This is a genomic window from Pseudomonas fluorescens (assembly GCF_902497895.1).
GTDB classification, from domain to species: Bacteria; Pseudomonadota; Gammaproteobacteria; order Pseudomonadales; family Pseudomonadaceae; genus Aquipseudomonas; species Aquipseudomonas fluorescens_BP.
In genome coordinates this window covers 1-20803 of sequence record NZ_CABVHQ010000024.1, presented here as the reverse complement: position 1 = coordinate 20803, position 20803 = coordinate 1, and the positions used below count along the sequence as shown (strand labels likewise).

The following is a 20803-nucleotide window of genomic DNA, read 5'->3' as shown; positions in this document are numbered from 1 at the left end:
GCGTCGCCACGGTTATCTAAAAAGAGACACCGAGCTATCGAGATGCCGTGATGAATCAACCAGCCCTGTCCTTCGAGCAATTGCAGAACGATGTGATTCGTTACGTCACGGCCTGGGGCTGAGTGAAAATCTCCAGCAGATGGCCGTCGGGATCATCGAAATACACCCGGCGACCGCCATCCAGGCGGTTTATTGCATTCGCTCGCCGCTTGCCGGGGTCGGCCCAGTAGGGCAGCCCCTGGGCCTGTATCCGGGCGAAGATCGGGTCGAAGTCGTCCTCGCCGATCAGGAACGCATAGTGCTGGGAAGCGATCTCGCCATCCTCGTCGTAATAGTCGAGGGAGACGCCGTTATCCAGCTGGACGATCAGCATCGGACCGAATGGGGCAGGGCGGGGCAGGCCCAGGAGCTCCACGAGAAAGGACGATGACCGGTGCTTGTCGCGGCACCAGACGATGGTGTGGTTCAGCTGTACGCTCACGCGGGAATCCTCCTCCCAGGCTCACCTTCAGCTTAGGCGACATTCGATTTTCCACGAGTGGTCGCCGACTGACTGCGCCGCCATGCCGCGGGCGGAGCGCCAAACTCACGGCGAAAGGCCCGGCTGAAGGCGGTATCGGTCTGATAACCCACTTGCTCTGCGATATGCGTCAACGAAGCATTACTGCGGCGCAAAAGATTGGCCGCCAGTTGCATGCGCCACTGCGCCAGGTACTGCATGGGCGAACTGCCCACCAGTTGTTGAAAGCGTTGCGCAAGCACCGACCTTGAGGTGCCCGCGGTGCGCGCCAGTTCATCCAGGGTCCAGGCTTGGGCGGGGCTTTTGTGCAGCGAGTTCAAGGCGGCACCGACGATCCGGTCACGGACCCCGGCAAGCCAACCGGTACGACCCTCACTTTGTTCACTCATGTACAGGCGCAACACCTCGATGAACAGCACCTCGGCCAATTTCGCCAGCACCCCGGCACCGCCGGGCCGCGGGGAACGGGCCTCGGCCAGGGCGTAACGCACCGAGGATTCCAGCCAGATACCGGCACTCGAGCCGCGCACATTGACCTTGACCAGCGGCGGCAACCCCGCCATCAGCATCCCCGCCAGGCGGGTATCGCAGGCCAGATAGCCACACACCAGGCGGGTTGCCGGGCCGCCACCGCCGTAGTTCAATTGCCGTGGACGGCGCGACAGCACCGCCGCCAGACGCCCACCTTTGGCGGGCGCAAGTCCGGGTTGCGAGCTCATGCGATGGGCATCACCCTGGGGAAAAATCACCACGTCGCCGGCGGTCAAAAGCAGCGGCGGCTGGTTGTCGAGTTCGACATAACACTCGCCTTCGGTGATCAGGTGGAAGATCACCACCCGCTCGGCGTCAGGCTCCAGCAATGGGGCCACCGAGTCGGCTCTGGGTGACTGATAGCACCAGGGCGCGGTGAACCTGGCATTGATAAAGATCGCGCCCACCAAGTGAACCACGCCCAAGGTCTGCGACAGGGCGTCCATCAGCCGTTGCTCCACTGCGCCAGGGGGAGCGAGGTTTCGTCAATGAACTGGGCTGCCATGGCTGATCTCCCCATTGGCCGGGCTTTTCCGATTGTGAGCGCGTGGCCGCGGGACGGGCAATGTCCGGACGATCGGGCAGACCTTGCCGACGATCGGGCAGGACGCCACGGTGCTCGAGCGCGATAGTTGTGCGACGGGGTAACTGCCTGCCCCGGTCATCCAACAAGTGGAGGTTGCCATGCCGAAGTTTGTTATTGAACGGGATATTCCGGGAGCCGGAAGCCTTACGGAGCGAGATCTGAAAGCCCTTTCGCAAAAGTCCTGCAAGGTCATTAGCGAGTTGGGACCAGAAGTGCAGTGGCTGCAAAGCTACGTCACCGGCGACAAATTTTACTGCGTGTATATCGCACCGAACGAGGAGCTGGTCAGGGCACACGCCAGGCAAGGCAGTTTCCCCATCAACCGGGTTTCCCAGGTCACCTCGATCATTGATCCCACAACGGCGGAGTAGCGGCGTTCAATCAGGTTTTGCAGAGGCCGCGGCTGATCGACAGTCCGGCCTTTGTACGAAATCTACGCCCTCCCATTCGGAGCCAGAACTCATGAGTACCCCAATTGATTTGAACGCCCTGAAAAGCCGTCAGAAGGTTGCCTGGGCCAGTGGCGACTATGCGGTGATCGGCACCAAGTTGCAGATAGTCGGCGAGCAGTTGGCCGAGGCCTGCGACCTGCGTTGCGATGAGCAGGTGCTTGACGTCGCGGCCGGCAATGGCAACGCGACGCTGGCCGCGGCGCGTCGAGGCTGCAAGGTGACCTCGACCGATTACGTGCCAGCGCTGCTCGAACGCGGCGAGGACCGGGCGAGGGCCGAGCGCCTGGAAGTGACCTTCCAGGTGGCTGACGCCGAAGCGCTGCCTTTCGAGGACGCAAGTTTCGACGTAGTGCTGTCGACCTTTGGCGTGATGTTTACACCCGACCAGGCGAAAGCGGCCGCCGAGCTGGCGCGGGTGTGTCGGCCTGGGGGCAGGATCGGCCTTGCCAACTGGACCCCGGAAGGGTTTATCGGGCAGATGTTCAAGACCCTCGGGCGCCATCTTCCGCCACCGGCCGGCGCGCAACCGCCTTCGCTGTGGGGCACCGAGGCCCATCTGCAGACACTGTTCGCTGACCGCGCCGCCAAGATCGCGGTAACGCGCCGGATGTTCAATTTCAGGTACCGCTCCGCCGCGCATTTCATCGAGGTGTTTCGCACCTGGTACGGACCGGTTCACAAGGCCTTTGCGGCGCTTGAGGCCGACGCTGCCCTGGCCCTGGAACACGACCTGACCGAACTGCTGAACAGCCTGAACCGGGCCGGCCCGGATTCGCTAGTGGTGCCCGGTGAATATCTGGAGGTGGTGATCACTAGGCGTTGAAACGCATCGCGTGAAATCGCGGATGTACGTGGTCGGCGTAGGAGCTGCCGCAGGCTGCGATCTTTTGATCTTCGCGCCTGCCCGGCAAACGCGTCATTCGCGGAAAAGATCGCAGCCTGCGGCAGCTCCTACAGGGGGTTGTGTGTACCTGGCAGAATTGCGGTATCTCGCCAATCTTTTTGCCAGCCACGGTCGGCGTAGGAGCTGCCGAAGCCTGCGATCCTTTCCCTCAGGCCACCGCCGCCTGAAGGCAGGCCGCCCTTGGCGGGCAGGGCGCGAGCAGGCGTTCTATCGCGCCAGTCACCAGGGTTTCCAGCAGCTCGTCGCGCTGCTGGTCGTCGAGACTGTGCTGGGCCAACCAGGACGGGGCGCTATTGAGCAAGGAGGCAATCGCGTGTCCGGCGGCCAGCAGGCTCTGTTCGGTCAGTGCCGTGCGGTGCCCGAGAATCGCCAGCAGCCGGCATTGGTATTGCTCGCGCAATTCCTTGACCCGCTGCTGTTGATCTTCGTTCAGACAGCAACTGTCGCGCTCGACCAGGCGATAGTGCTCGGGCATTTCCCGATGCAATTTCAGGTGCGCATGGATCACCGCCTGAATATTGCGAGCACGGCGTGGGCCTTTGCCGATTCGCTGCAGGGTGGCCAGCAGCTCTTCGTAGAACTCTTCGATCAGATCAAGCAGCAAATGCTGCTTGCTCGGATAGTGATGATACAGCGACCCAGGAGTGAGCCCCAGGTAGGTCGCCAGCTCACGCATGCCAACCTGGCCGAAACCCTTCCTGGCGAACAGCTCGAGCGCCTTGTCGCGATGCTGCGCCAGGCGGGAACAGCGTTCAGGCATAAGCATGGAAGCCGCGCCCGCTTTTACGCCCCAGGTAACCGGCGGCGACCATCTCTTTAAGCAAGGGTGCCGGACGGTACTTGCTGTCATTGAAGCCGTCGTAGAAGGCCTCGAGAATCGCCAGCACGGTATCGAGGCCGATCAGGTCGGCCAGGGCCAGCGGTCCGATCGGCTGATTGCAGCCCAGGCGCATGCCGGCGTCGATGTCATCGGCGCTGGCCAGCCCTTCCTGGAGTACCAGAATCGCTTCGTTGATCATCGGCACCAGAATCCGGTTGACCACAAAACCCGGGCGGTTGCCGGCGGTGATGGCGGTCTTGCCCAGGCGTTGCGCCAGTTCCAGCGCCAGGGCGTGAGTCCCATCACTGGTCTGCAGGCCGCGAATGACTTCGATCAGGCCCATCATCGGCACCGGATTGAAGAAATGCAGGCCGATGAAGCGCTCCGGCTGACTGACGCTGGCTGCGAGTTGAGTGATCGACAACGAAGAAGTATTCGAAGCGATCACACAGTCGGCACTGACCTGAGCGGCGATTTGCTGCAGCACCCGCAGTTTCAGGTCGAGGTTTTCGGTGGCGGCTTCGATCACCAATTGCGCGCTTTCCAGCGTGGCATAGTCAGTGCTGGTCTGAATCCGCTGCAGCGCTTCCAGCTTTTGTTTCTCGGACAGCAGCTGTTTGGCGATTTGCCGATCCAGATTCTTGCTCACCGTCGCCAGGGCTTTTTCCAGCGCAGCCTCGGAGATGTCCAGCAAGGTCACATTGATGCCGGCCAGGGCGCAGATTTGCGCAATGCCGTTGCCCATGGTGCCAGCGCCGATCAAGCCGATAGTGTGCAGATTCATCTCAGGTCAATTCCTTGATTAAACGCGTTCGAACAGCACGGCAATGCCTTGGCCGCCGCCAATGCACATGGTCGCCAGGGCATAACGGCCCTGACAGCGCTGCAGTTCGTAAATGGCCTTGGTCGCGATAATCGCGCCGGTGGCTCCTACTGGGTGACCCAGGGAGATACCCGAACCGTTCGGGTTGACCTTCTGCGGATCGAAACCCAGTTCTTGCGCCACGGCACAGGCTTGCGCGGCGAACGCCTCGTTTGATTCGATGACATCCAGGTCGGCAACGGTCAGGCCAGCGCGCTTGAGCACCAGGCGAGTCGCGGGAATCGGTCCCAGCCCCATCAGCGACGGCTCGACCCCGGCGTGCGCGTAACCGACCAGGCGGGCTATAGGCTTGAGACCTTGCTCACGGACAACCTGACCGGTGGCCATGATCAATGCCGCGGCACCGTCATTGAGGCCGGAGGCGTTGCCGGCAGTGACGCTGCCATCTTTCTTGAAGGCCGGTTTCATACCGCTCAGCTGCTCTGCGCTGACATCCCCTCGCACGTGCTCGTCAGTGGCGAACGACAGCGTGCCTTTGCGGGTAGGCACTTCAATCGGCACGATCTGCTCGACAAAGCGTCCTTCGGCTATGGCCCGGGCGGCCCGTTGCTGGCTGAGCAAGGCCAGGTCATCCTGCATCTGCCGACTGATGCCGTACTGCTCGGCGATGTTTTCCGCGGTGATGCCCATATGGAAGCCGGCAAACGGGTCATGCAGAACGCCCAGCATTAGGTCGATGCCCTGGATATCGCCCATGCGGGCACCCCAACGCGCCTGAGGCAGCAAGTAAGCGCCGCGACTCATGGACTCGACGCCACCGGCCATTACGGCCCCCGCATCGCCCAGCAGCAGACTTTGCGCGGCGCTGACGATCGCTTGCAAACCGGAACCGCACAGACGGTTGACATTGAACGCCGGGGTTTCTTTCGGCAGCCCGGCATTCATCGCCACGGCCCTGGAGAGGTAAGCATCGCGAGCTTCGGTAGGGATTACATGGCCCATCACCGCATGCCCGATATGCTCAGGGGCAAGGCCCGAACGTTGAATGGCGGCGCGGCAAACGTCGGTCGCCAACTGGATAGGCGAGACATCTTTAAGCGACCCGCCGAAGCTGCCAATGGCGGAGCGCGCGGCGCTGACGACGAAAATATCGGAATTGTTCATATCGACTCTCTGAATCAGGGTGGATTCGTTAGCTGAATAGTCGGCGCCTCGGCGACTGGCGTACCATGGGCGCCGTCCGGCATGGGACGATGGCCACGGGTACTCGCTGAAACGCCTTTCCTGGTAACGAGTCTAGAGCCGGCAGCGCCACCGCGCCTATGCCATAACTGTTCAGCAGAGCTGATGTTTTTTGCCATTTCAGGCGATGAGGAGAACAGCATTCAAATGCGCGAAAAGGACTCGGTTGCTGTCTATTTTGTGCATGCCATGGTCCATGCACTGCGTGACGATCCGTTGCGACTGCGGGCGGTACTGGAGCAGGCGGGCATCGATCCGGCGCTGATGGATCAGCCCCAGGCGCGAGTCCCGGCCAGTGCGTTCGCCGCGTTATGGCTGATCCAGATTCGCGAACTGGACGACGAATTTTTCCAGCTCGACTCCCACGGCATGCCGCCCGGCAGTTTCGCCTTGATTTGCCGGGCGTTGATCCAGGAGCCGAACCTGGAAAAAGCCATGCGCCAGTGCCTGGCCAACTTTGCGCTGTTCCTCCGGGATTTTCGCGGCAGCCTGAGTGTGCGCGGCAAACGGGCGGTCATCAGCTTGCAGACCCGCTGCTACAACCCGCAGGCCAGTGTTTTCGGCGAAGAGACCTTCCTGGTGTTGATGTTCAGCCTGCTGTGCTGGCTGGGAGGGCGGCGAATCCCCATCGACCGCGTGGATTTTCGCCATCAGCGTGTGCCGCTCACGGATGATCCGCTGCTCTGGGGCGCCAACCTGACGTTCGGCGCCGAGCGCACCGAAATCGAATTCGCCAGTCGCTACCTGCGCCTGCCGGTGGTCCAGGACCTGTCCTCGCTGAAGGTGTTCCTGCGCAGTGCGCCGCAATGGCTGGTGATTCGTTTTCGTAACCAGCACGGCCTCGCGGCGCAGGTCCATCAGCGCTTGCGCAGCAGCCACTACAGTGAATGGCCGACGCTGCAAACTTTTGCCGAGGAACAACGGATGAGCCCCAGCACCTTTCGACGCAAGCTGGAGCGCGAAGGTTGTTCGTTTCAGGAGATCAAGGACGAAGTGCGCCGGGGCATGGCCTTTGAACAGCTGCGCCAGACCCGGGTGAGCATCACCGAAATTGCCGAACAGACCGGCTTCCAGGAGCCCAGCGCGTTCCACCGGGCCTTCAAGAAATGGACGGGGGAGAGTCCGGGGCGGTATCGGGCGAGGTTTCAGGATAAGGGCTGAGGCTGAACCTGTGACAAACGCAAAGCCCTGTGGGAACGGCGGTGCGGCGATCCGACTTGCCCGCGAAGCGAACACCGCGACTATTCAGGCTTCCTGTGGCGAGGGGCTTGCCCCAATTCCAGTCAGTTAAGACGTTACGCGAACCGTAGCAGCTGCCGAAGGCTGCGTTCGGCTGCGAAGCAGTCGCAGATCCTGCTTGCACGGTTTGTCTGGAATACCGCAGTGCCTGATTTTACGACTGCTTCGCAGCCGAACGCAGGCTTCGCCAGCTGCTACGGGGGATAGCGTTGAGCCTGAACTCCTTAACTGACTGGCATTGGGGCAAGCCCCTCGCCAGGCCATCGCACTTTTTCACGTTTTACGGTTCTACTCTTGGCCAGGATGCGGCGACTCCCATCGCATCCGGATTGTTCAAGACCCTGCCAATGGCCAACGCTGTTCTCCCTGTCGTCACGCGATTTCTTCGCCATCCATTACTGCTCAGCGGCGTGCTGCTGCTCTGCGCCGGCGGTTGCAGCCAACAGCAGGGCCGGGACGTGGCTACCCAGCTCAGCGAGGGAACCCCTGCGGAATTGTTTCAGACCAGTGTCGATCGCATCGCCACCCTGAGCATGCAGGACAACCTGCTAAGCCTCTATCTGTTGATGAACAAGCTCTACCAGCGCAATCCCGCCGAGTGGCGCAAGTCCGGGTTCCTCGATGCGCGCACCGCCGAGCGCGAGGTGCGTAACGTCATCGAGCAGCGCCAACCGCTGCCGCAATTGGGCGAACGACGGAACCTGGCGGCGCTCAGTTACGCCCTGAGCCCGGAATTTCTCGGCGACCGGGTCGGCGCCTTCATTTACGCGATCGGCAGCATGTTGATCACTGCCCACGGCGGTCGGCAGGAGTTCTACATCACCGACGTGATCAACGCGCAATTCGTCAGCAACGCCGCGCGCAATATCGAGAAAGCTACCTGGCTGCTCAGCCAGCGCCAGAATGCCAATGGCGAGCTGCTGCTGTTCTCCAATGAAATCTCGGAGGAGGGCAGCAACCTGAGCTTCGCCGTGGAGTTCGGTAAAATCGTCGCGCGCCTGGACTTGCTCACGCAAATGCTCGATGAGCGTTATCGCCGAATCGGCCTCAACTACGCCCAGAGCCTGCTGTTTATGAATTTCCTGCCGGTGCAATAGCGCTTGCCGAGGCTTTCGGCAGCGCCACGCCGGGTATCTCACCGGGCAGAACCTGTTGCTGGACGGTGGCGCCTATCCGGGGATCTTCTAAGAAGTAGGGCGATTCCCTGAATCCGTATCAGTGCGTAGTCTCTATGCCAATGACTCCCTCGGCATGCATCTGCTGGAGCAGGATCAGGCCGCTGTCCATGAAATCGCTGAGGTCGGTGGCCCCGGCCTCGACGGCCAGTTCCTGCAACTGGACACGCCCCGATAGTTCAGGGAACTGTTCGATGCGTTGCAACAGTCGCCAGGCCAGTGGGCTGAGCTCGGAAAAACGTACGCTCCAGTCGGCCGAACGACGAATCAACAGCAAGGTCGGTTGGGCGGGCGGCGCCTCGAGTTGGTAATCGGGCCCCAGCTGATGGACCGGCCAGCTGTAGGCCAGGGGCCAGGCCAGCGCTGAAACCCGCAACGGGCAATCCAGCAACAACCAGCCATCGCTGGCGGGCAGGGGCTCGGCTTCATCCTGCTGGAGTGCCATCTCGATCCACTCGTAATGGGCCAGTTCGACCATGAACGGTGGCCAGGAACCTTGCTTGAGTGCCGAAGGTTCGGCAGAGAGAAAGACCACGAACTCTTTGGCGATTTCGCCAAATTTCGGTGTGGGCGAGCGGTAATCGCGCAAGAACGTCCTGACCAGAACTCGCCAGTCGGTATCGCCGAGGATGCTCACCAATACCGCAAAGGTCCCGCTCAGCAGCGACAGCAGGTTTTCCAGGACCAGATCGCGATAGATCTGCACCCGTGCCAGCTCCATCCCTTCCGGTGGCGGGCAGCTATCGGGATCGCGCAGATAGCGGGTCAGTGACAGTTGTTGATGATGCAAGTTTGCAACTGGATTAACCATGGGCCACCACCTGACCGGTTTGCAATTGGCGAATGATGTTCAGCTCGGCCACCAGCACGTCGAAGGCCGGGAAGTTGAAATCCCGTTCGAGCAAGGTCGGTTTAGCCCCGAACCGTGCGTATGCCTGCGCCAGCAATGCCCACACCATTGGTTTGACCGGAGCGCCATGGGTGTCGATTTTCAGCTCGTCGGATTCGTCGTAGTGCCCCGCGACATGCATGGCGACCACCCTGTCGGGGGCGATTCCTGCGAGGAAGGCCTGGGGATCGAAACGATGATTCACCGAGTTTACATAGACATTGTTGACGTCCAGCAGCAGGTCGCAATCAGCTTCCTGGAGCACGGCATTGGTAAAGCTGAGTTCGTCCATATCCTGTTGCGGCGCGGCATAGTAGGACACGTTTTCCACCGCCAGGCGTCGACCCAGAACATCCTGGGCCTGGCGAATGCGGGCCGCGACGTGATGCACCGCCTCTTCAGTGAAGGGCAGCGGCAGCAAATCGTAGAGATGGCCGTCGTCACTGCAGTAGCTCAAATGCTCGCTGTAGAGCGGCACCTTGTACTGGTCGAGAAACACCCGCACTTCCTCCAGGAAAGCCACGTCCAGTGGCGCGGTGCCGCCCAGGGAAAGGGACAGCCCGTGACAGGACAACGGATAACGTTCGGCCAGCGACCGCAGCGCAGCGCCATGGGCACCGCCGATGCCGATCCAGTTTTCCGGCGCGACTTCCAGAAAATCGAAATTCCCGGCGGGGGCATCCCGCAACTGGTTCAGCAGCGAACGCCGCAAGCCAAGCCCTACGGTTGCCTGGGAGGAGGAGAGCGCAGGTTCGATGGATGTCTGCTGCACGGACGAAGAGCGATGGGTCTGCATGTGCGTGGTGTCCTTTGATCCAGTGTCAGGGAGGTGCGCCCGACTAAACACCTCAGCCGGTAGACAGAGTTAATCCCAGGGGTGTATCCGGTCTGTGTCCTGTGGCGGCGCGAACTAAAGCAGATGTATCAGCAGCGGTTCATACACAGTCCGATACAAACCTGTGGGAGGCGCCTGCTCGGGGGAGACGTCGTTTAGGTGTGAAATGCGGTCCTACGTGGAATGTACGGCCTGCTCGTATTCATTGTTACCGACCGCCCAGTTCAAGCTCCGCACACAGGCCACCGCCTTCGCGGTTGCGCAGGGTCAGCGAGCCGCCGATGGCCTGGGCCAGTTGCTGGGCGATGGCCAGGCCCAGTCCGGTGCCGCCGGTGCTTCGATTGCGCGAGCTTTCCACTCGGTAGAAAGGCTTGAGCACCTGGGCCAGTTCCTGTTCAGCTATCCCCGGGCCGCGATCCAGCACCTGGATCGACAGACTCCGGTCGGCCCTGGTGCGGATCTCTATTTGCGCGGCTCCGGCGAACTTCAGCGCGTTGTCCAGCAAATTGACCAGCACCCGGCGCAATGCATGGGGCCGGGTATCGATCACCGCGGCATTTTTCCCGCTCAGTTGCACCGCCTGGCCCATGTCCTGATAGTCGAACACCAGACTGTCGAGAAATGAATCCAGATCGATCCGGCACCTGGCTTCGGTAGCGCCGTGGATGCTACGGGCATAGGCCACGCCTTCGCGAACCAAATGTTCGATTTCACCCAGGTCCTGCCAAAGCTTGTCCTTCTCGGGGGAGTCCTCCATGAATTCGGCCCGCAGCTTCATGCGGGTGATGGGGGTTTGCAGGTCATGGGAGATTGCCGCCAGCAGTTGCATGCGTTCCTTGAGATAAGCAGCGATGCGCTCCTGCATGGCGTTGAAGGCGGCCGCGGCGTAGGCGACCTCGGTGGGCCCGGTTTCATCCAGGTGGATGGCGTGGTTGTTAGGGTCGAGGGTTTCCACGGCCCGGGCCAGCCGCGTCAACGGGCGGATGGCGATCCGCACGGCCAGCCAGGTACAGCCGATCAACAGGGCCAGTTGGCCGAGCAGGACAAATGGCAGCCAGGGAGAGAGCGCCATGATCGCCGGCCTGACGTCAATGGTGATCGGACTGTCGTCGGCGAGGCGCAGGTGCGCCTGGAAATGTTTCTGCGGGCCGGGGATATCGGTAAATACCAGTGGGTAATCATGGCCGATGGCGTCCTCGATCGAACGCGCCGCGACCGGCGCGTCAGCCCGTTCCATGGGTGCGCCGGATTCGCCCGCGTGCAACAAGTAGCTGTAGTTGTTCCGGTCCAGACGCCGTAGCCAGTCCGCGCGCTCGGCCGCCGGCAAGCGGTCGAGGATGGCGATGGAGGTCGAGACATCGGTTTCCAGATTGCCCAGCATGGTCGATTTCGCGCTCTGGTAGCGTTCATAGAACTGCGCGCCGAACGACAGCCCCTGAGCGAGAATCAGCCCGACCAGGAAAATCAGCGAGAGCCGCGACGCCAGGGTGCGCGGCCAGCTCAAGGAGAATCTCATGCTGGCGCCCCGAGGACTTCCACCGCCAGTGAGAACACATAGCCCTCGCTACGCACGGTCTTGATGCACGCCGGTTCCCGGGCATCATCCAGCAGGCGCTGGCGCAGGCGGCTGACCAGCAGGTCGATGGAACGGTCGAACAGGTCGGCGTCGCGGCCCTGGGTCAGGTTGAGCAATTGGTCGCGACTGAGCACCCGCTGCGGATGATCAAGAAATACCCGCAGCAGACGATATTCGGCGCCACTCAGGGCCACCAGGGTACCGTCCTGATCGAGCAGGTGGCGGGCCGAGGTGTCCAGACGCCAGCGCCCGAAACCCAGCAAGCGCCCGCTTTCGCTGACCACCAGGTTCGGTGGCAGCATCCGCGTGCGCCGCAGCACCGCATTGATTCGCGCCAGCAACTCACGGGCGGCGAAGGGCTTGACCAGGTAGTCGTCGGCGCCCATCTCGAGGCCGATGATGCGGTCGGTTTCATCGCTGCGGGCGGTGAGCATCAGCACCGGGGTGTTCTTGTGCTTGCCGGCCCGCAGTTCGCGACAGAGCATCAGGCCATCTTCGCCGGGCATCATGATGTCGAGCACGATCAGATCGACCGGAGTCGATTCGAGGAAGCTGCGCATCTGCCGCCCATCGGCGACCACCGTGGTGCGCAGACCGTTCTTCTTCAGGTAGTTGCCCACCAGTTCTCTGATCTCGCGATCATCATCGACTATCAGAATGTGATCGACATGTTCCATCTGCTCAGCCCTGTCTGTGTCTGGTGGTGACACAGCATATCGAGCCTCGCCGGGCTTGCCCTCAGGCCTTTGTATTGCAATGTATCCAGCTCGCCGTGGATACATAAGCATGCAAAAATCCGGTTTGTGTGCCGAATTTCGCCGCAGGAACCGCTACCTGCGGCAGCTATCCGGATCACCGCAAACTGTCCAGTGTTCCGACCTTAATGCACTATCTGCGCAAGAAAGGCTTTGGCCCGGGCACTTTTCGGCGCGCCGAAGAAGTCGTTCGGCGGCGCATCCTCGATGATTTTCCCGCCATCGAGAAACAGCACCCGTTCGGCCACTTGCCGGGCGAAGCCCATTTCGTGGGTGACGCAGAGCATGGTCATGCCACTGCCGGCGAGCTTGACCATCACATCCAGCACTTCACTGACCATTTCCGGGTCCAGCGCCGAGGTCGGCTCGTCGAATAGCATGATCTTCGGTTCCATGCACAGCGCCCGGGCGATGGCCACCCGTTGTTGCTGACCGCCGGAGAGTTGGCTGGGGTATTTGTCGGCCTGGTTTTCGATGCCGACCTTGTTCAGGTAATGACGCGCCAGTTCTTCGGCCTTCTTGCGCGGCAGACCGCGGACCGAGATCGGCGCCAGGGTGCAGTTGTCGAGCACACTCATGTGCGGGAACAGGTTGAAGTGTTGGAACACCATGCCCACTTCGCTGCGGACTTTGGCGGCCTGTCGGGTGTTCTGCGAGAGGTCGGTGGCGTCGATCAGGATCCGGCCTTTCTCGGCGATTTCCAGGCGATTGATGCAACGGATCAGCGTCGATTTTCCGGAGCCGGACGGGCCGCAGAGCACGATGCGTTCGCCTTCGCGGACTTGCAGGTCGATGTCATGCAGCACATGGAAGGCGCCGTAGAACTTGTTCAGGCCGGCGATATCGACCACCACCTTGCGCGTGTCAGGGGCGGCGATCGTCGGGGTTTGCAGCAGGGCAGTGGCAGATTGCATGCTTGTCTCTCCAGCGATCAGTGGAAGCGCTCGGCGCTGTAGGGTGTCGGGTCGGTAAACGGCAGGCTGCCGGTCATCATCTCGGCCAGCAGGCGCCCGCTGACAGGGCCCAGGGTCAGGCCGTGGTGTGCATGGCCGAAGTTGAACCACAATCCGGGATGGCGACTGGCCGGGCCAATCACCGGGCACATGTCCGGCAGACACGGCCGGCGACCGAGCCAGGGTTCGGCATCCAGGCGCTCACCCAGCGGGTAGAAATGCAGCGCCAGTTCTTCGCAGCGGCGCAGCTGGATTTCGTTGATGGGGTCATCGCTGTCGGCGAATTCGATGCCGGTGGTCAAACGAATGCCTTGCACCATCGGCGCCAGGACGTAACCGCCGACTGGGTCGAGAATCGGATGCTGCATCCGGACCCCGGGTTTGGCCGCGTAGTGCATGTGGTAGCCGCGCTTGATCGCCAGCGGAATACGATAGCCCAGAGGTTCGAAAATGCCCCGGGCCTGTGGCCCGAGGGCGACCACCGCTTCATTGCCGGTGATCAGTCCTTGCTCGCTGTGCACCTGCCATTGACCATTGTTCTGGCGCAGGCTCAGGGCATCGCCGAGGACAAAAGTCCCGCCGCGCTTCTGGAACAGTTCGGCGTAACCACGGGTCAGGCCACCGGGATCGCTGACGGTCTTGGGGTCCAGCCAGTGCAGGCCTCCCACCACATCGGCGTGCAATCCGGGCTCGAGTTGGTGAATCCGCTGCCGGTCGAGCACCGCATAATTCAATCCGTACTCGCTCAGGTCCAGCGCGTCCTGCCGGGCTTGTTCGAATGCCGCCTGATCGTTGAAGGCTTCGATCCAGCCGCCGCCCTGGATCAGGCCATTCATGCCCGCCGGTTCAGCCAGCAGCTCGTGCTCACTGACGCAGCGTTCCACCAGCGGCAACATGGCGCGGGTCGCCGCAGCCAGGCCTTTGGGCCCGGAATGGCGCCAGTATTGCAACAGCCACGGGCCGGCCTTGGGCAGGTAGCGCAGGCTGTAGCGCACATCCGACTGTTGATTGAGGCCGTAACGCAGCAGCTTGGTGAGCTGGCGCGGAAAGGCATAGGGGATGACGCTGGCACGCTCGATCAGCCCGGCGTTGCCATGGCTGGTGCCGTTGCCCGGTTGCTCGCGGTCGAGCAGCACCACTTTGCGGCCGCGGGCCTGCAATTGCAGGGCGGTGCTGACGCCGACAATCCCGGCGCCGAGAACGATGGTTTCGCAATGCATGGGTAAATCCCTGGTACGTGGGCTGCCTGGGCGGCCCGGTAAAATCGGATCAGTTCAGATGACGGCCGAGACGGCCTTCGATCAGTTTCAGGCTGCGGCGCACCACTTCGACGATCAGCAGGTAGAGCACGGCGGCCCACAGGTAGATCTGGAAGTCGAAGCTGCGGGAGAAGGCCAGCTTGGTCACGCCCATCAAGTCATAGATGGTCACCAGCGAAGCAATGGCGCTGGCCTTGATCATCAGGATCAGCTCGTTGCCCAGCGGCCCGATGGCCACCAGCAACGACTGCGGCAGGATGACTTTGCGAAACGTGGTCCAGCGCGACAGGCTCAGGGCTATCGACGCCTCGCGCTGGCCCTGGGCAACGGCCAGCAGGGCGCCGCGCAGGATCTCGGCCTGATAGGCCGCGGTGTTCAGGGTGAAGGCCAGCAGGGTGCAGAACCAGGCATCGCGGAAGAACCACCAGAGGCCGACGTCCTGCCAGAAACCTTTGAATGAACCCAGGCCGTAATACAGCATAAACAACTGGGCGAGCAGCGGCGAGCCACGGAAAAAGTACACATAAGCGCCGGTGAAGCTGCGCAAAAACCGGTTGCTCGACAACCGGCCCAGAGCGATCAGCAGGCCGAGCAGGGCGCCGAGGGTGAAGGAAATCGCCACCAACTTGCCGGTCACCAGCAAGCCGTCGATAAAGCGCGGGCCGTAGCGTTCGAGCAGCTCGGGGCTGAGGAACAGATTCAACAGATCATCGAAGCTCATGGCCGGGCACTCCGTTGATGGCGGCTGAAGTACTGTTCGAGAAAATGGAACAAACGACCGGACAATGCCGAGAAAAACAGGTAACCGAAGCAGGCCACGGCATAGAAGAACATCGGTTCCTTGGTCACGCTGACTGCCAGGTTGGTCTGGCGCATCAGGTCCACCAGGGAAATGGTCGACACCAGCGAGGTGTCCTTGAGCAGCGACAACCAGTTATTCGACAGGCCCGGCAGGGCAATGCGCGCCAGTTGTGGCAGGACCACCTTGCGAAAGGTCGTGCCCTTGGACAAACCCAGCGCCGCGGCGGCCTCGAACTGGCCCTTGGGCACAGTCTTGAAGGCGCCCAGCCAGATTTCGCTGGAAAACGCGGCGAACACCAGGCTGAAGGCGATCATTGCCGCGACGAAGGTATTGATCGTCACCTCGGTCTGGTAGCCCATGGCGGCGAGGATTTTCTGCGCAGCGATCTGGCAACCGTAGTAAATGATCAGCAGGGTCAGCAGCTCGGGCAGTCCACGGAACACCGTGGAGAATACCGTGGCCGAAGTCCGCAACCAGCGGCGTTTGGAGCGGGCTGCCAGGGCCACGCCGAGACCCAGCGGCAAGCCGATCGGCACGCAGCTGAGGGCCAGGGCGATGGTCACCAGGGCACCGGCCAGCAAGGCCGAGCCCCAGCCGCCGCTGGCGAAAGATAACAGTGACAGATGTTCGAACATGCCCGAACCCTCTCGCGAAATTAAGCCTGCACGCCGCCGCCGCGCTCAAGGCGAACGCGGGGCAGGGATGTCAGGAAAGAAGGTCCGGGGCCAGTGCCGCGGACCCGAGGGCTCAGTAGATATCGAAAGCGAAGTAGCGGCTGGAGATCTTTTTGTAGGTGCCGTCGGCGACGATCTCGTCCAGGGCCTTGTTCAGCCGCTCACGCAGGGCGTTGTCCTCCTGGCGCACGGCGATCGAGGCGTCGGCGGTGGTGCCATTGACGTCGCCGATAATCTTGCAGCAATCCTTGCCGGTGCTTTCGGCCCAGGCCAGCAGCGGAAACTTGTCAGCAATCACCCCGTCCAGCCGGCCGGCGGCGAGGTCGCTGTTGGCTTCGTCCAGCGTTGGGTAGAACTTCACGTCGGCACCGGCCGGGGCGTAATGATCTTCGGCGTAGATCGCCTGGGTCGAAGACGACTGGGCGCCGACCGTCAGGCCTTTGAATCGGGTCTGGGCGTCGGTGATGGCCGAGTCCTTGGCCACCGCGACCGAGAGCGGGGTACGGTAGTAGTGATTGGTAAAGGCGATCTTCTTTTTGCGCTCATCGGTGGCAATCATTGAGGCGATTACCGCATCGTATTTCTTCGCCATCAGCGCCGGGATGATGCCTTCCCAATCCTGGGCGACGATCGTGCACTCGACTTTCATGCGTTCGCACAGGGCGTTGGCGATATCGACGTCGAAGCCGTGCAGCTTATTGTCCGAGTCCACATAGTTGAACGGTGGGTAAGCGCCTTCGGTAGCGATTTTCAGCACCTCAGCCTGGGCCCCCGAGATTCCGGCGATAACCATTGCGCAGGTAGCTGCAAAGTGAATGACGTTTTTCAAGTGACACCTCGATTATTGTTTTGGTCCTGGTGAGGATGTATATCCAACGAACTCGTTATGTAAGGCAGCGGTTGCTTCAAGACGTCTTTCGACTTCGGGGCCCAGCTGCTTGCACACCTCGTTGACCAGCAGGTGCACCAGCGACAGCATCGCCGCCGTGGACTCCCAGAACAGGTTGAACTCGGTGGGCACGCGGAACACTTCATCGGCGTTCTGTTCGGCCCAGTCGCAGAAGGTGTCGGTGACCAGAGTCACCGGGATCCCGGCTTCGCGAGCCTTGCGACACAGATTCAGGGCGTGACGGGAATAACGCCGGGCTTCGAACACCACCAGCGCGCACTCCTCGGGGTTGCTCAGCAACACGTCGGCGTAATGCCCGGCGGCGCCATCCACCAACTGCACGCCATCGCGCAGGTACTGCAGCAGATGCACCATGGATGCGGCGATACCGCGTTCGGTCTGGAAACCGGCGACAAACACCTTGCGCCTTGTGGCCAGGCGCTGGCTGACGGTTTGCCAGGTCGGGGTCAGGCTGTATTCGTAGACTTTCATCAGCGCGCCGACTTCCAGCTCGAAACTGCGCGGCAAGCCTTGGGGGCTCTGGTTGGACTGCTGGCGGAATTCCTGCAAACGCTCACCGACCAGCCACGGACCTTCGCCCAGATCGGTTTTCAGGTCGTTTTTCAGGTCTTTGAAGTGGCTGTAGCCGATGGAGCGGCAGAAGCGCCCGACGGTGGACTCGCTGACGCCCAGCTTGGCGGCGATATCCGCCGAGGTCTGGAAGGGCAATTCGTAGAGGTTGGCCAGCATGTAATTGGCGATCGCCCGGCCCGAGGCGGCGGCGGTCGACAAGCTGCTTTCAAGACGTTGTTTGATGGGCTGGCTCAAGGCTGTTTCCTATTGTTATTCAGCGCTTGAGCAGAAGGTGAATGTTTTCTGTCATTAAGTCAATATTTGACAGATAACTGGCATGACTGGATAGTCAGGCCGCTATAGCCCACTCCCAATAACAATGTCTCCGGAGCTTCGCAATGTCCCAATCCGCCCCTGTATCGCCCGAGGTAGAGCATCTTGGTCTGGCCGAGTTGAGCCAGTTGCTGCAACAGGTCTTCGAGCGCCACGGCACCTCCACCGAGGTCGCCCGGATCCTCGCCGACAACTGCGCCAGGGCGCAGCGTGATGGCTCCCATAGTCATGGGGTGTTTCGCATTCCCGGTTACTTGTCGTCGCTGGCCAGTGGTTGGGTCGATGGCCAGGCGCAGCCGATTGTCGAAGATCTGGCCTCGGGTTTCGTGCGGGTGGATGCCGCCAATGGTTTTGCCCAGCCGGCACTGGCTGCCGCCCGTGAGCTGCTGATCGAAAAGGCCCGCAGCGCCGGGATCGCGGTATTGGCGATTCGCAACTCGCATCATTTCGCCGCGTTGTGGCCAGACGTCGAACCCTTCGCCAGGCAGGGGCTGGTGGCCCTGAGTGTGGTCAATAGCATGACCTGCGTGGTGCCCCATGGCGCGCAGCGGCCGTTGTTCGGCACCAACCCGATTGCCTTTGCCGCGCCCCGTGCCAGCGGCGAGCCGATTGTTTTCGACCTGGCCACCAGCGCCATTGCCCATGGCGATGTGCAGATCGCTGCGCGCAAAGGCGAACAATTGCCGCCGGGCATGGGCGTCGACAGCCAGGGCCAACCGACCCAAGACCCGCAGGCGATCCTTGCGGGGGGTGCCTTGCTGCCCTTTGGCGGACACAAGGGCTCGGCGCTGTCGATGATGGTTGAACTGCTGGCCGCGGCGCTGACCGGAGGCAATTTTTCCTTCGAATTCGACTGGTCGAAACACCCCGGCGCGCAAACCCCCTGGACCGGTCAGCTGCTGATCCTGATCGACCCGAGCAAGGCCGGCGGCAACAACAGCTTCGCCAGCCGCAGCGCAGAACTGGTGCGGCAGATGCACGCCGTCGGGCTGGAGCGCATGCCCGGTGACAGGCGTTATCTGACCCGGGAAAAATCCCGCAGCACAGGTATTCCCCTGGCTGCTGCGGAACTGAAAAAGTTGCGTGAACTGGCGCAGTGACTCAGGTACAACGCGCTTCGTAGCAGCTGGCGCAGCCTGCGTTCGGCTCGTGTAGCAGCTGCCGAGCCTGCGAGGCTGCGTTCGGGCTGCGAAGCAGTCGTAAAACCTGCAGCCCCATTCCTCCAGCACAGACGCGGTTTGCCATATTGCGACCGCTTCGCGGCCGAACGCAGCCTTCGGCAGCTGCTACGGGAGATGTAGGAGGCGGACGGGTCGATCATCCCATCGACCCACGCTCGTAAGCCTTAAGTTTCGCACCTCGTAGCAGTCTGGTCTTACACCGAACTTGCCGGGTCACTCTCGCCAACCTAAAGCAGCTGCCAATTGCCGCCAAGGCAGCATGTCAGGCACGACCCGGCCTTTCGATAATCGCCTCCGACATCAAGTCCCCCGGTTGCGGAGCGCGCCATGCACAACAATAAGAATTTCCAGCACTGTTTCTTGCCTGCGTTGATTGCCAGTCTGTCGGCCCTTGGCATGAGTTCCATGGCCCAGGCCGAAATCATGCTGTACGACAAGGATCAGACCACTTTCTCCACCGATGGCTATATCAACGCCTTCTACGTCAACAGCGACGTCGACCGTGAGGGCGAGCAGTTCGACCGTCGGCAGGCACGGGTCAAGATGGGCTTCTTGCCCAACTACCTGGGTTTCAACATGGGCAAGCAAGTCGAAGACTTGAAGCTCGGTGCGCGGGCATCGTTCTGGGTGACCATCAACGACAGTGAAACCAACGGCACCGACACCGCCATTGATGTGCGGCAGTTCTACGGCACCGTGGGCAATCCGGGCTGGGGCGAAGTGCTGATTGGTAAAGACTTCGGGCTGTTCGCCCGCTCCAACATCCTGCTCGACGAGATGCTCGCCGGTTATGGCCAGGTCAGCGACACCCTGGGGCTGGTGGATGGCGGCGGGGTGTCGTTCGGCAACATCGGCACCGGCTACCCGTACCCGTTCCCGACCTCGCAGATCACCTACCGCACACCGGTCATGGAAGGCCTGCGCATCGCGGTGGGGATCATGGATCCGGTGGACACCAACGATGACAGCGCGTTGGGCAAGGCCTACCAGGAAAACCCGCGGACCGAGAGCGAGATCACCTACCAGTTCGACGTCGGTGGCGCGAAGATCTACAGCTGGGTCAACGGCAGCTACCAGACTTCGGAAAACACCGACTCCAGCGTGCAGTCGATCACCTCCAAAGGCGTCGGCTACGGCGTGCAGGCGAAAATGGGCGGCTTCTCGCTGACCGGTTCGGGTTTCCAGGCCAAGGGCATCAACCCGTTCTTCACCAACAACGCCGGCGAAGCGACCTTGCGTGAAGTCGACAGCGACGGCTACCTGGTGCAGGGCTCCTACAAACTCGGCAAAAACCGCCTGGCGCTGTCCTACGGCAAGACCAAGGACGACGGCAACGGCGTGGTCGGCAGCGGCGCGGATTATGAAACCCGCGGGATCGCGCTGTTCCATGACGTCAATGACAACCTCAAGCTGGTGGCCGAATACAACCAGTTTGAAATCGAAGGCCACGACACCGTCGCCCAGAATGAAAACACCGACACCGTCGCCCTCGGCGCCGTGCTGACCTGGTAACCCCCGCCGGATCCGCCCGCGCTGCGCGCATCGCGGTGTGGGCTGGGTCCTGTGTGCTGATCCGCAATCCACCCCTCACCCCAACCCTCTCCCCAAGGGGCATAGGTATCTACGCATCTTTTAAGGGCTGCCGAATACTGTGGCGAGGGGGCTTGCCCCCGCTCGGCTGCGCAGCAGTCGTAAAACCGGCGGATGCGTTCTACCTGGAAAACCGAGATTGCCGGTTTTAGGGCCGCTTCGCGACCCAGCGGGGGCAAGCCCCCTCGCCACAGGTAGGGTG

At 61.7% G+C, this 20803-nt stretch carries 21 protein-coding genes; 6 read left to right on the top strand and 15 right to left on the bottom strand.

The features are described from left to right. Positions 1 to 100 precede the first annotated feature (100 nt). Together F8N21_RS14075 and F8N21_RS14070 are read right to left on the bottom strand one after the other, a co-directional pair. Entirely contained in the window at positions 101 to 481 is a 381-nt protein-coding gene (locus tag F8N21_RS14075) for a VOC family protein (protein WP_150642713.1), read from the bottom strand. 32 nt (positions 482 to 513) lie between these two features. Further along, positions 514 to 1497, bottom strand: coding sequence for an AraC family transcriptional regulator (locus F8N21_RS14070; protein ID WP_150642712.1), 984 nt, complete (start codon positions 1495 to 1497; stop codon positions 514 to 516). 238 nt (positions 1498 to 1735) lie between these two features. Between F8N21_RS14070 and F8N21_RS14065 the strand changes: the two genes are divergently transcribed. Together F8N21_RS14065 and F8N21_RS14060 are read left to right on the top strand one after the other, a co-directional pair. Continuing rightward, positions 1736 to 2008: a DUF4242 domain-containing protein gene (locus tag F8N21_RS14065; protein ID WP_150642711.1), complete on the top strand. Its 273-nt coding sequence runs from the start codon at positions 1736 to 1738 to the stop codon at positions 2006 to 2008. 91 nt (positions 2009 to 2099) lie between these two features. Further along, positions 2100 to 2912, top strand: coding sequence for a class I SAM-dependent methyltransferase (locus tag F8N21_RS14060; protein ID WP_150642710.1), 813 nt, complete (start codon positions 2100 to 2102; stop codon positions 2910 to 2912). Between the two features lie 229 nt (positions 2913 to 3141). Here the strand turns inward: F8N21_RS14060 and F8N21_RS14055 are convergent, their stop codons facing one another. The 3 genes from F8N21_RS14055 to F8N21_RS14045 are packed head-to-tail and all read right to left on the bottom strand — an operon-like array spanning position 3142 to position 5800. After that, positions 3142 to 3759: a TetR/AcrR family transcriptional regulator gene (locus F8N21_RS14055; RefSeq protein ID WP_150642709.1), complete on the bottom strand. Its 618-nt coding sequence runs from the start codon at positions 3757 to 3759 to the stop codon at positions 3142 to 3144. Next, positions 3746 to 4597 carry a 3-hydroxybutyryl-CoA dehydrogenase gene (locus F8N21_RS14050; protein ID WP_150642708.1) on the bottom strand — a complete coding sequence of 284 codons (852 nt, stop codon included), beginning with the start codon at positions 4595 to 4597 and terminating at the stop codon, positions 3746 to 3748. The genes F8N21_RS14055 and F8N21_RS14050 overlap by 14 nt, the downstream gene beginning before the upstream one ends. Before the next feature lie 18 nt (positions 4598 to 4615). Then, positions 4616 to 5800 carry an acetyl-CoA C-acyltransferase family protein gene (locus tag F8N21_RS14045; RefSeq protein ID WP_150642707.1) on the bottom strand — a complete coding sequence of 395 codons (1185 nt, stop codon included), beginning with the start codon at positions 5798 to 5800 and terminating at the stop codon, positions 4616 to 4618. A gap of 225 nt (positions 5801 to 6025) precedes the next feature. Here F8N21_RS14045 and F8N21_RS14040 point away from each other — a divergent pair, with 225 nt between their 5' ends. Together F8N21_RS14040 and F8N21_RS14035 are read left to right on the top strand one after the other, a co-directional pair. Next, a complete protein-coding gene (locus F8N21_RS14040) occupies positions 6026 to 7039 on the top strand; it encodes an AraC family transcriptional regulator (RefSeq protein ID WP_150642706.1) in 1014 nt (337 codons plus the stop codon). Between the two features lie 425 nt (positions 7040 to 7464). Then, positions 7465 to 8214 carry a hypothetical protein gene (locus F8N21_RS14035; protein WP_150642705.1) on the top strand — a complete coding sequence of 250 codons (750 nt, stop codon included), beginning with the start codon at positions 7465 to 7467 and terminating at the stop codon, positions 8212 to 8214. 118 nt (positions 8215 to 8332) lie between these two features. Here the strand turns inward: F8N21_RS14035 and F8N21_RS14030 are convergent, their stop codons facing one another. The 10 genes from F8N21_RS14030 to F8N21_RS13985 all read right to left on the bottom strand — a co-directional run bounded on the left by F8N21_RS14030 (position 8333) and on the right by F8N21_RS13985 (position 17752). Continuing rightward, positions 8333 to 9103 carry a DUF2063 domain-containing protein gene (locus F8N21_RS14030; protein ID WP_150642704.1) on the bottom strand — a complete coding sequence of 257 codons (771 nt, stop codon included), beginning with the start codon at positions 9101 to 9103 and terminating at the stop codon, positions 8333 to 8335. Continuing rightward, positions 9096 to 9977, bottom strand: coding sequence for a DUF692 domain-containing protein (locus F8N21_RS14025; RefSeq protein WP_412071646.1), 882 nt, complete (start codon positions 9975 to 9977; stop codon positions 9096 to 9098). The genes F8N21_RS14030 and F8N21_RS14025 overlap by 8 nt, the downstream gene beginning before the upstream one ends. 247 nt (positions 9978 to 10224) lie before the next feature. After that, positions 10225 to 11532 carry a sensor histidine kinase gene (locus F8N21_RS14020; RefSeq protein ID WP_150642703.1) on the bottom strand — a complete coding sequence of 436 codons (1308 nt, stop codon included), beginning with the start codon at positions 11530 to 11532 and terminating at the stop codon, positions 10225 to 10227. Beyond that, positions 11529 to 12269, bottom strand: a complete 741-nt coding sequence (locus tag F8N21_RS14015) for a response regulator (RefSeq protein ID WP_150642702.1) — start codon at positions 12267 to 12269, stop codon at positions 11529 to 11531. Before F8N21_RS14015 ends, F8N21_RS14020 begins: the two co-directional genes overlap by 4 nt. Before the next feature lie 203 nt (positions 12270 to 12472). Continuing rightward, positions 12473 to 13261, bottom strand: coding sequence for an amino acid ABC transporter ATP-binding protein (locus F8N21_RS14010; protein WP_150642701.1), 789 nt, complete (start codon positions 13259 to 13261; stop codon positions 12473 to 12475). A 17-nt stretch (positions 13262 to 13278) separates the two neighbouring features. Next, a complete protein-coding gene (locus F8N21_RS14005) occupies positions 13279 to 14520 on the bottom strand; it encodes an NAD(P)/FAD-dependent oxidoreductase (RefSeq protein WP_150642700.1) in 1242 nt (413 codons plus the stop codon). A 49-nt stretch (positions 14521 to 14569) separates the two neighbouring features. Then, positions 14570 to 15280, bottom strand: a complete 711-nt coding sequence (locus F8N21_RS14000; protein WP_150642699.1) for an ABC transporter permease — start codon at positions 15278 to 15280, stop codon at positions 14570 to 14572. Then, positions 15277 to 15996 carry an ABC transporter permease gene (locus F8N21_RS13995; protein WP_150642698.1) on the bottom strand — a complete coding sequence of 240 codons (720 nt, stop codon included), beginning with the start codon at positions 15994 to 15996 and terminating at the stop codon, positions 15277 to 15279. Before F8N21_RS13995 ends, F8N21_RS14000 begins: the two co-directional genes overlap by 4 nt. A gap of 112 nt (positions 15997 to 16108) precedes the next feature. Further along, positions 16109 to 16864, bottom strand: coding sequence for a transporter substrate-binding domain-containing protein (locus F8N21_RS13990; protein WP_150642697.1), 756 nt, complete (start codon positions 16862 to 16864; stop codon positions 16109 to 16111). Positions 16865 to 16876: 12 nt separating this feature from the next. Beyond that, positions 16877 to 17752 carry a MurR/RpiR family transcriptional regulator gene (locus F8N21_RS13985; protein ID WP_150642696.1) on the bottom strand — a complete coding sequence of 292 codons (876 nt, stop codon included), beginning with the start codon at positions 17750 to 17752 and terminating at the stop codon, positions 16877 to 16879. Positions 17753 to 17895: 143 nt separating this feature from the next. On the opposite strand from F8N21_RS13985, the gene F8N21_RS13980 reads away from it, so the two are divergent. Beyond that, the gene (locus tag F8N21_RS13980; protein WP_150642695.1) at positions 17896 to 18930 is read left to right on the top strand and encodes an Ldh family oxidoreductase; all 1035 of its coding nucleotides are present in this window, start codon (positions 17896 to 17898) and stop codon (positions 18928 to 18930) included. A gap of 408 nt (positions 18931 to 19338) precedes the next feature. Next, complete coding sequence (locus F8N21_RS13975) at positions 19339 to 20523, top strand: porin (RefSeq protein WP_150642694.1); 1185 nt, start codon at positions 19339 to 19341, stop codon at positions 20521 to 20523. Positions 20524 to 20803 lie beyond the last annotated feature (280 nt).